Here is a 9,443-nt window from a genome sequence, read left to right as displayed (position 1 = left end):
GGCGTCAGCCGGCGGAAGGCGACGAAGCAGTCGGTGGCGGAAGCTTCCGCCCGGGGAATCACCGGCATGGTCGCCAAGAACGGCGCGCGTATCCCAACTGAGAAGTATATGGCCAGCGTGATCCAGTTTCACCAGCGTAAGGCGCATGTCACCGGAGTTGAGCAAATGGCAATCCAGAACGACCGCGATCTGCTGTACGTCAATTTCGTCGGCATCACCTGCCCACTCTGCGCCAAGTATCAGGGCCGGGTGTACAGCATCAGTGGGAATGACCAGCGCTTCCCGAGACTGGAGAGGCGCCCTCCGTATCACGGCCATTGCGTGCATTCAACGTCCGTTTGGGTGGAGGAGTACACGCCGGCGGCGGAGATCGAGCAGGCCATCAAGGACAGCAATCGGCCGTTTGTCGATAACCGGATCGAGGACAATATCCAGCGTTATGAGCAACTGCAGAAGGAGAAATCCCGAAAGAACGAAACCCGCAAGCAGTGGATACGGTACAAGGCCGTTCTGCCGAACGACATGCCGAGCTTGAAGCAGTTCGCCAGCCATAAGGTTCGCGGCACGAAGAAGTATGCGGATCTGCAGGAGCTTTACCGTAAGGTGAACATTGAGATTAAGAAGCAGGGAGGCTGACGATGTGGAAATGAGAATGAAAGCAAGGAATTCAAGGGCAAGAAAGCCGGTATTCAGATTGGTGCAATTCTTGACCGGCATCCACCGGGTCTATCATGATCGGTGGTCTTACGGATGGAAGTTGCCTTTCACGCAACTCGGCTACTTTCCTATGCGAATCTTCGGCCGCCGTCATGGCCTGAAGCGAATGAAAGGCCATGGTCTGGATTACCATGACTGCACGGTTACTGGGGTTTATTAGGGGGAGTGGTCATGGATGAAATTAAGGAGCGCCGGGACCGCAGGGAAGGCAAGGTCACGCCGATGGCGTGCGCGGAAAGCTTGCTTCAGGCGGCGGAGCAGGGCCGGATTGAGGCGTTCGTCGCCGTGGTAAAGCTGGCCGACGGAACGCTTCAAACGGTCTGGAGCCACATCCGAAGCACGGAGGTGCTCGGCCTGTTGGAATGCGGGAGGGACGATGTGATGCAAACCATGAAAAAATGATGTCGGTCGCTCAAACGAGCGGCTTTTTCTTTTGTCCAAACCGTGGCATGACTTTAAACTGCCTATCGAGGACGCCTACCCAGGCATAAAACAGGAGGTTATTAACCGTGTATCCATATATCGTAAGTCGTTTCCGTTACCGTTTGGATCTTCAACTCTTTGCCGCTGATAGCGGTGGAGGTGAAGGCGGCGGTGGAGGGGGAGAGGGAGGCAGCGGCGGTTCCGGCGGGGAAGGCGGCGCCGGTGGTGAGGGAACCGATAAGAAGTTTTCTCAGGCCGAGCTTGACGCTAAGATTCAGTCCCGCGTCTCCCGTGCCGAGAAAGCCGCTCAAACCGCTCTGGCCAAAGAGTTGGGCTTTGACTCGGTCGAGGCCATGCAGGCAGCCCTGAAGCAGAAAGGCAAGGACAAGGAAGACGGGAAACTTGATCCCGCGGAAGTCGACCGGCTGGTCGACGAGAAGATCAAGGCGCGCGAGAAGGAGCAGAACGATAAGATCTTCCAGCGCTTGCTTAACGCCGAGGTAAAGGTACTGGCGAACGAACTCGGGTTTGCCGATTGGGAGGATGCGCTTGCGCTCGCCGACCTGTCCGCTGCCAAGGAGGACGACAAAGGCAATGTGACCGGCGTTAAGGTGGCCCTCGAAGCACTGGCCAAGAAGAAGCCACATCTGCTGAAGGCCAAGCAGGGCAGCGGCCGGATCGGCGCTGAAATCACCGGCGGAACATCGGAGGATAAGCAGAAGCGCCACGAAGCTATTGCTAACCTGGCCAAGAACCGCGGGGCTGCCGGCGGCGGACAAACCGTCTACGACCCGTGGAAACGAAATTAAGGAGGAATGAACAGTGAACCTTCAACCAAGACAACGTGTTACAGTGCAGGACGAATATGAAATTCTTGCATCGTTTGAAGTGATCCGCGAGGTAACGAACGGAATCACAATCGACTCCGCAGCCATCACGGCCGACGGTAACGGCGACAAGATCATTAAAAAGGGCATGCCGATGGCGAAGCTGATTGCGTCCGGGAAATATGTTCCTTATAACGACGCGGGTGCTGATGGCAGCCAGAACCCGACGGTCATCTTGAAGCGGACCGTTAATGTGAAGGACGGCGATCATGTAGTCGGCGGCTACGAAGTCGCCAAGGTCATTTCCGCCCGTATCCCTGTCACCGTCGACGATACCCTGCGCGGAAAAATGCCGAATATCGTATTTGCATAATCCCACTCTATATTGAAAGGACTGAACTTAATTCATGAGCACGAGCCAATATCGCTACAAACTTGACCTGCAACTTTTCGCTGCCGGAGATCCCATCGACCTTACCTTGGAAGAAGCGCTGACCGGGGAGGACTTGCTGATCTACTCCCGCAATCTCTCGATACCGAACGACTATCTTCACCCGGTGCTGTTTCCTCCCCGAGAAACGACTGAATTGACGGTCGATGTCATTAAAAACAGCGGCTCCCGGCTGCCCGTAATGGCGCAGATCGCCGAGCTCGGGACTGAAGTCGAGTACGGTTCCCGTGAAGGACTGTCCGGCGACCGTGTGACCATCCCGAAGATTCAGCGGGGCCGTTATATGGACGAGAAGCTTGTCCGAATGGCACTGATGGCCTCGCAAAGCTTCGGACTGCGGGATGCCGAGCGCAACCAGCTCCGTCAGGAGCAGCTTAACGATGCTCAGTATGCCGTTGACGCTATCCAAGCCCGCCGGGAGTGGATCGCCCTGACCAGTGTTTGGAGCGGTGGCGTGAACTACGTCGAGGGAGACGTCCGGGTCGTGGTCGATTACGGCTACACCACCGAGCAAAAGCCGGTGCTGTCCGGTACCGACAAATGGGATGATGTCGTAAACTCCACGCCGCTGGATGACATTCAGACTTGGGTCGATGCATGGAGATCGAAAGGTATCCGGCTTGCACGCGCCATGACCTCGCAGAAGGTTATTACACTGCTCCGCCGGAATCTGTCCATCCGGAAATACTACCACGGCGATCCGAGTGGCAGCGCCCAGCCGCCGGCTCTGACCCGTGGGCAATTGCAGTCGGTATTCGACGAGCTCGATTTTCCGGTACTGGTTGCCTATGATACGCAGGCCCGGACGGAAGACCGCGCACTCACTGGTGGTAAGCTTACCTTTACAACGGTCCGTATGATGCCGGAAAACCGTTTTGTGCTTCTGCCAGACGGTCCACTCGGCAACTACCTGTGGGCCAAGACGACGGAGGAGATGATGTCCGAGATCGACGCGGTGCAGACCGGCGATATGGGAATTTACGTCTTCCGCGATGTGACCAAGAATCCGATTCGCCTGCGGACTGCTGGTGTCGCGCTGTCTTTCCCGGTATTTGCATGGGCCGATTCGGTTGTTTCCGCGACCGTAATTTAAGGAGCTCTTTAGTGGGCTCCTTTTTTTATTCTAAGGAGAAAGGGTGATTGAAGTGGACTTGAAACTGACGGGAGTCGTGAAGCAGGGCGGTAAATGGCGCAAGCCTGGCGACGTCATCCGGAAGGTGGACGACGAGATCGCACAGGAACTGATTGCCGCTTGCGTTGCCGAGGAGACCGAAGCTGGTACGGATGACGATGCTGAACTGAAGGGACTCCGTGAGCGGGCGAAGGCGCTTGGTGTGTCGAATGCCGGGCGCCTGGGCGAAGCCAAGCTGAAGGAAAGCATCACGGAAAGGGAAACAGAGTTGGAGAAGCTTCGTACAGAAGTTACTGAACTCGGCATCGAGGGCGCAAACAGTAAGACGTTCGAAGAATTGATTACGGATATCGCCAACGCTAAAAAGAAGTAGGTGATAGCTATGCCAACAACGGAGGAAGTAGCCGTTTGGATCGCTGCGAATGTGCTGGACACGGAGGCGTGGAACAAGAAGCCGGAGAAGCAGCCGCTTGCTGTCACGCAGGCAGAGAGAAACCTTTCCCGGTGGTATCCGGCGGTTGAACTGACGGTCGAGGTCGTCTCCCTTCAAGCAATTTGGGAGATGCAGGGACTTGACCCCGCGCTGAAATTCCAGCGGCACGCCGTTAAGTCGCTGAACGACAACGGTGAGGGTATCACCTACAGCGGGATTCGCGACGTCGTGGCGCCGGAAGTGCGCGAGCTGCTCGGAAAACCAGCTTTCGAGCTGGCCGAAGAAGCTGAGGACGCCCCCGGCCCGCAGTATGGAGGGTTCTTGATATGAGTCTCTTTGGATACCCTGCGACAGCCCAACATTATCACCCTGGCGTCGATGAATGGGGCCGGCCGCTTTCGGCGGAGCCCGTCGAAAAGGCGGCCAAGGTTGTCGAGGAGCAAAGGCTAATCCGGAACGCCCAAGGTGAAGAGATCACCGTCGCTTACACCGTGTTCCTCGAGGGCGTGAATGCTGTTGGCTTCGACGATTGGTTAATATACACGAATGCCATTGGCACGGAGGTCCGCATCGATGTCCGGCATTACGAGATCAGGAAGTATCTCGGCACGGACGAAGTGAAGGAAGTGGTCATCTATGGGTAGCCGCGGTCAATTCTCCGTAGAATTGACCGGGCTTGAAGAGATCATTTCCCACCTGGACGATCTGGAGAAGGATTTGGATCGTCGGATTGATGCCGTATTGACCAAGCTGGCTATGAAGATCATTCATGACGCCAAGCGGCTCGCCCCGATCGATACAGGCGATCTGGAAGCGGCACTGGTCGTCAGCAATGTTAAACAGCAGTTGACTGAGCGGTACATCGAATTCGGGACAAGCCCGGAGGTCGACTCATACGCCGTTGTGCAGCATGAGGGCTTCCGAAAGACGGCCAGCGGCGCTCTTGTCCAATTAACCCCGGGTGAGAAAACCCGGAGCAAAGGTCAATACAACGGCTATACGCCCGGAAAAAAGTATCTAGAGCATGCGATCAAGATGAATGAGCAGCTCATCCGTTCGGAGCTGCCCAAGATTCTGGAGGGATGAACCATACTTGCAAGCGATCTGATAAGCTACCTGACGGCATCCGGTTATACGGTATACCCAGACGCCAATTACATTCCGGCCGATCTGCCAGAGGCGAAGCTGCCGTGCCTCTTTGTCCAGGACTCAGGCGGTTATGCCCCGGGAGATTACGTCCCGACAGAGCGCCCGACGTATCAAATTATCATCAAAGGAAAGTCATATAAGACCAACCCGGCAAATATGGCCGCTACTGAAGGTGTTGCTAAAGGGCTGGTCCGCATGCTGCATCGGCGCGTGAATTACGAGGCGGGCAGTACACATGTCTTTTCCAGCACTGCCGACCAACAGCCAATTTATCTCGGCCTTGACGCCATGGACAGGCCGATGTATTCCACGAATTTTATATTTTACGTTAAGGAGGCAACAACCACATGAGTGACGTGAACAATATCTTTGCTGGTCCTGGTATTTTCATTTGGGGTATCGAAGCAGACGGTACGGAAGAACCCGACGCCATTACGATCGATTTGACCCAAGGCGGCATCACCTTTACGACCACGACGACCTATTTTGAGCCGGCTACTGACCAGACGGGCACTGCGCCAGTGAAGTCAATTTCGACCGGAACGACCGGGGCAATCAACTTCGAAACGCCGGATATGGACTTCGAAAAGGTCATTCTGTATAACCCGAATGCGAATAAGATCGTAGACGGTACAACGCCGACAAAGGTTAAGTACCAAGTAACCGGCCTTGCCGGCAAAGAACTTCCGCGTAAGCGGGCAGTAATCAAACCGCAGGGTATTACTGATCCGGATCGTTTCATCTACATTGAATCCGTCGGTATCAAATTCGACATGAACGCCGCATTCGTCCTGGACAACAACCTCCGGCTTACCGTTTCGGCCATGGCCTATCCGGCACTGAATGCTACGCCGAAGGGACTGCTTTACACCTGGGGAGACATCACAGCTACAGCATAATATCGAAATTCATCACGGAGAGGGCACGGGCCTTCTCCTTTTTTATTTATAACGAGGGGGAAGGCCCATGCTCAATATCGGAAAAAAGGACACTTTGAAGCTCGGGAATCGGCGTGTCGCGGTCCCGAAGCTAACCCGGAATAGGCTCAAGAAGCTGACCGAGCATATCGGAACGATTGGAGATTTTTTGGTGAAGCTTTTCCTCACGCCGCAGGAAGACCGGTCCGTGTTTATCGTGGCCGGCGCGGACGTGACGATCGACGAAATTTACGAAATCACATCGCTACTCAGCGATATCGACATAGAGGATCTGAGTGAGCAGGCAAGTATTGCCGAATGCACGGAATATCTCCTGCTCACTTGGCAAAAGAACGACATGAATGCAGCCCTGGGAAACTTAAAGGGCCTGATTCCGCCGATGGCGCAGCAGTTCGTGCAGTCGATCGTCCAAAGGATGAATCAGGCCGCCGGACAATAACGCTGGATGAGTTCATCCTGCGTTGTTGCATCATTCTCGGAAAGACACAACATGAGGTGGATAATGAATACTACCTGATCGACCTGCCGCAACTTCTTCTGATTAAAGATCAGATTCACGCAGCTGAACTGCTGGAGCAGATCGACGTTTCTTCCTTCCCGCATATCGCGGAGAAGAAGGCGCGGGAAGAGATATTGAAGCGGCTTACTCGAAACTTGCCGAAGCTACCAAAGTCACCGCCGAAGTCTGCTGAGGAGCAGTACCTGGCGCAGCTCGCGCGTATGAGAGGAGGTAGATGACGATTGACGGTACAACTCGGAGAACTCCGGGCACGCCTGACGGCTGAGGCTCAGAGTATGAAGCAAGAGATCCGTAGTACAAAACAGGGCTTCGCCGACCTTGGGGCGCAGGCAAAAAAGACCGCGGTCGATATGCAGGCGCTGAACGATGCTCTTGCCAAAGCTGGGCTTAGCGCCGAGCAAATCAAGAAAGTTTCTGAGGCGATGAGCAAGCCAGAGAAAGGAGCCAAAGCTTCCGCTGACGCTGTCAAAAAGCTGGGTGATCAAAGCCACACCGCTGCCGGACATATGAAAAACCTTGATGCTGCACTGAAAGATGTAGGTAGCAAGAAGGAGAACATTGCCGCTGCTGAGTCTTCTGTTTCCGAATTGTCCATTGCCTCCGAAGAGGCGACGACAAAGGTGAAGGAGTTGGACAGCACCATGGCAAGCGCCGGGAAGAACATTGAGCAGATGGGTGGACACGCTCATACCGCCGTCGGTAGCTTCATGGATTTGAATATGGCACTTCAAGATGTCGGGGCCGATTCCAAACAGGTCGAAGCTATCAACGCGGCTCTACGCCGGGCGCATCCGGAGATATTGGAGCAGCAGCTTGCTAATGTCCGGACTGAGCTTGAGCGGCTGGGCGTCGGCAGCACGACGATCGATGAAATCGTCGAAAGAATGCAAAATCTTAGTGAAAGCACCAGCGATGCGCAGGTCGAGATCGCCGCCCTGGGCGCGGCATACGCCGGGATGTCCATTGCAATAGCTGCTGTGATAACCAAAGCAGTGCAAACAGCAGCGGCATTTGAACAGTCCATGCAAAACGTCAAGGCAATCACCGAAGCAGTTGGCGAAGAATTCGATGACCTACGTCAGAATGCCATCAAGCTCGGTGCGCAGACAAAGTTCTCGGCTTCACAGGCGGCGGACGCCATGGCTGAACTGGGGCAAGCCGGCTTCAAGACCAAGGAAATCATTGCGGCGATGCCCGGCGTTCTCTCACTGGCCGCTGCCGGAAATGTTGATCTGGCCACGACGGCGGATATCGCCTCCTCCATCCTGCGCGGATTTGGATTACAGGCAACGGAGACGAGCCTGGTGGTTGATGTTCTTGCTAAGTCGTCAATTGATACAAATGCGAGCGTCACTGATTTAGGCATGGCCATGAAGTATGTCGCACCGGTTGCCGCTGCTATGGGACTTTCGATCGAAGAGACAACTGCTGCCGTCGGCGAACTCAGTAACGCTGGCATTAAAGGCGAGCAGGCAGGTACGTCACTGCGTGCGATCCTACTTGCACTTGCTTCCCCATCCAAAGAAGCAGCCTTTTACATGGACCGCCTCGGTGTGAGCATCAAGGACAGCGCCGGAAACATCGTGCCGCTGTCTAATCTGATCGGTCAGCTCACTTCGGTCTGGGGACGGCTTACCCAGGCGCAACAGGCAGATGTCGCTGCAACGCTGGTTGGCCGCGAGGCTGCTTCCGGCTTTATCGCTCTGATTGAAGCTGGGCAGGGCTCTCTTGTTAAATATACTGAATCTCTGCAAGGCGCGGGTGGAACGGCAGAGCGCGTCGCCGGTACGCAGATGGACACGCTTAAGGGCTCAGTCGATAACATGACCAGCGCCCTTGAGTCCGCCGGGATAACCGTCGGAGATATGTTCCTTCCTGCTGTCCGTGAAGCCACGGAAGGCATCACCGCTCTGCTGACTGGATTCACAGAACTTGATCCGGCTGCGCAGAAGTCAATCATCGCTTTTACTACGGTCACCCCGCTGGTTCTTGGAGCTGTGACGGCCTTTTATGCTTTACAAAAGGCACTGGTAGCGGCCCGCACGGCAATGTTATTGGCCGGCGTTAGCATTCCAGTTATCGGTCAGATCGCGTTGGTGATTGGCGCTGTAGCAGCCGGAGCCGCCTATCTTGCTGGCGAATATGCTGACGCGAAAGAAGCAACCAAGAATTTCGAGGAGGCTCAGAAGGCGCTCAATAAGACGCTGGCCGAGTCACCAATAGACCGGACGGCGGACGAGATTAAGGACCTGAGAGACAAGACGGCTGATCTGAACGCTGTTCTGGAGGAGCGAGCCAAGCTGCAGAATCAGCTTAATGGTCTCGATTCGCAAATCAAGGCGGGCGAAAACGCACCGGAAATCCTTCATCAGGCCGGCGAGATCAGCGAGAAGCTCGATGAGATCGACAAGAAGCTTCGCGGAATGGGTTATGACGGTGTAGAGGACGCGACGGCCCGGCTGAATGATATGAACAAGGCCATCAACGGATCGGTCGGCGCACTTTTCGAAGAACAAAAAGCCAGCGTTGCTACTTTGGCCGCTAAAAAGCAGCGCATCGATTCAGCAGAATCTGAAATATCGACCATCCAGAAGCTATCCGCTGTGCAAAAGCTTGATCAGGCGCAGAAGCAGGCGCTTGTCAATGCAGTGAACGCATTGAAGCGGGAATACCCGGACCTGCTAGCAGTCCAGGAAGAGGATGGACGAATTCGTGTTCAGAATATCGACACTATCCGAGATCAGATCAATGCTGACAAGACGATGACGACCAACGCTGCGACCAACGCCAGAGTTCGAATCGAGAACCTTGCTACTGAAGCAAAGGCGCAGCGAGCTTCAGTGGAAGCGCAGA

14 protein-coding genes are annotated in these 9,443 nt (G+C 55.0%); all 14 read left to right on the top strand.

Going from position 1 to position 9,443, the window contains the following annotated elements:
• On the top strand, window positions 1-636 hold a 636-nt coding region (locus tag L692_RS0106065), incomplete at its 5' end, for a phage minor capsid protein (RefSeq protein WP_025698125.1).
• A gap of 252 nt (window positions 637-888) precedes the next feature.
• Window positions 889-1,119 (top strand): hypothetical protein, encoded by a 231-nt coding sequence (locus L692_RS0106055; RefSeq protein WP_025698122.1) that lies wholly within the window; start codon window positions 889-891, stop codon window positions 1,117-1,119.
• A 107-nt stretch (window positions 1,120-1,226) separates the two neighbouring features.
• The gene (locus tag L692_RS0106050; RefSeq protein WP_025698121.1) at window positions 1,227-1,949 is read left to right on the top strand and encodes a hypothetical protein; all 723 of its coding nucleotides are present in this window, start codon (window positions 1,227-1,229) and stop codon (window positions 1,947-1,949) included.
• A gap of 13 nt (window positions 1,950-1,962) precedes the next feature.
• A complete protein-coding gene (locus tag L692_RS0106045) occupies window positions 1,963-2,340 on the top strand; it encodes a head decoration protein (protein WP_025698120.1) in 378 nt (125 codons plus the stop codon).
• Window positions 2,341-2,374: 34 nt separating this feature from the next.
• Window positions 2,375-3,511: a major capsid protein gene (locus L692_RS0106040; protein WP_025698119.1), complete on the top strand. Its 1,137-nt coding sequence runs from the start codon at window positions 2,375-2,377 to the stop codon at window positions 3,509-3,511.
• Between the two features lie 43 nt (window positions 3,512-3,554).
• Window positions 3,555-3,923 (top strand): hypothetical protein, encoded by a 369-nt coding sequence (locus L692_RS0106035; RefSeq protein ID WP_025698118.1) that lies wholly within the window; start codon window positions 3,555-3,557, stop codon window positions 3,921-3,923.
• A 9-nt stretch (window positions 3,924-3,932) separates the two neighbouring features.
• Entirely contained in the window at window positions 3,933-4,313 is a 381-nt protein-coding gene (locus tag L692_RS0106030) for a hypothetical protein (protein WP_025698116.1), read from the top strand.
• Window positions 4,310-4,627 carry a hypothetical protein gene (locus L692_RS0106025; protein WP_025698115.1) on the top strand — a complete coding sequence of 106 codons (318 nt, stop codon included), beginning with the start codon at window positions 4,310-4,312 and terminating at the stop codon, window positions 4,625-4,627. Before L692_RS0106030 ends, L692_RS0106025 begins: the two co-directional genes overlap by 4 nt.
• Entirely contained in the window at window positions 4,620-5,069 is a 450-nt protein-coding gene (locus L692_RS0106020) for an HK97-gp10 family putative phage morphogenesis protein (RefSeq protein WP_025698114.1), read from the top strand. Before L692_RS0106025 ends, L692_RS0106020 begins: the two co-directional genes overlap by 8 nt.
• A gap of 3 nt (window positions 5,070-5,072) precedes the next feature.
• Window positions 5,073-5,483, top strand: a complete 411-nt coding sequence (locus L692_RS33415) for a minor capsid protein (RefSeq protein WP_025698112.1) — start codon at window positions 5,073-5,075, stop codon at window positions 5,481-5,483.
• Window positions 5,480-6,031 carry a hypothetical protein gene (locus tag L692_RS0106010; RefSeq protein WP_025698111.1) on the top strand — a complete coding sequence of 184 codons (552 nt, stop codon included), beginning with the start codon at window positions 5,480-5,482 and terminating at the stop codon, window positions 6,029-6,031. Before L692_RS33415 ends, L692_RS0106010 begins: the two co-directional genes overlap by 4 nt.
• A gap of 67 nt (window positions 6,032-6,098) precedes the next feature.
• Window positions 6,099-6,509 (top strand): hypothetical protein, encoded by a 411-nt coding sequence (locus L692_RS0106005; RefSeq protein ID WP_025698106.1) that lies wholly within the window; start codon window positions 6,099-6,101, stop codon window positions 6,507-6,509.
• 56 nt (window positions 6,510-6,565) lie between these two features.
• Window positions 6,566-6,808, top strand: coding sequence for a hypothetical protein (locus L692_RS27905; RefSeq protein ID WP_232238734.1), 243 nt, complete (start codon window positions 6,566-6,568; stop codon window positions 6,806-6,808).
• Window positions 6,809-6,811: 3 nt separating this feature from the next.
• Window positions 6,812-9,443: phage tail tape measure protein (locus tag L692_RS30515; RefSeq protein ID WP_025698102.1), on the top strand; the 2,632-nt coding region annotated here is incomplete at its 3' end.

The organism is Paenibacillus forsythiae T98, from assembly GCF_000520735.1.
Classification (GTDB): domain Bacteria; phylum Bacillota; class Bacilli; order Paenibacillales; family Paenibacillaceae; genus Paenibacillus_AQ; species Paenibacillus_AQ forsythiae.
The sequence above is the reverse complement of the archived record's forward strand: the minus strand, read 5'-3'. Positions and strand labels throughout refer to the sequence as shown.

What these genes read in the sequence shown, in the direction of transcription:
- L692_RS0106055 (WP_025698122.1), top strand. Translation starts at nt 889, where the DNA reads ATGGATGAAATTAAGGAGCGCCGGGACCGCAGGGAAGGCAAGGTCACG.
- L692_RS0106020 (WP_025698114.1), top strand. Translation starts at nt 4,620, where the DNA reads ATGGGTAGCCGCGGTCAATTCTCCGTAGAATTGACCGGGCTTGAAGAG.
- L692_RS0106025 (WP_025698115.1), top strand. Translation starts at nt 4,310, where the DNA reads ATGAGTCTCTTTGGATACCCTGCGACAGCCCAACATTATCACCCTGGC.
- L692_RS0106040 (WP_025698119.1), top strand. Translation starts at nt 2,375, where the DNA reads ATGAGCACGAGCCAATATCGCTACAAACTTGACCTGCAACTTTTCGCT.
- L692_RS0106010 (WP_025698111.1), top strand. Translation starts at nt 5,480, where the DNA reads ATGAGTGACGTGAACAATATCTTTGCTGGTCCTGGTATTTTCATTTGG.
- L692_RS0106030 (WP_025698116.1), top strand. Translation starts at nt 3,933, where the DNA reads ATGCCAACAACGGAGGAAGTAGCCGTTTGGATCGCTGCGAATGTGCTG.
- L692_RS0106005 (WP_025698106.1), top strand. Translation starts at nt 6,099, where the DNA reads ATGCTCAATATCGGAAAAAAGGACACTTTGAAGCTCGGGAATCGGCGT.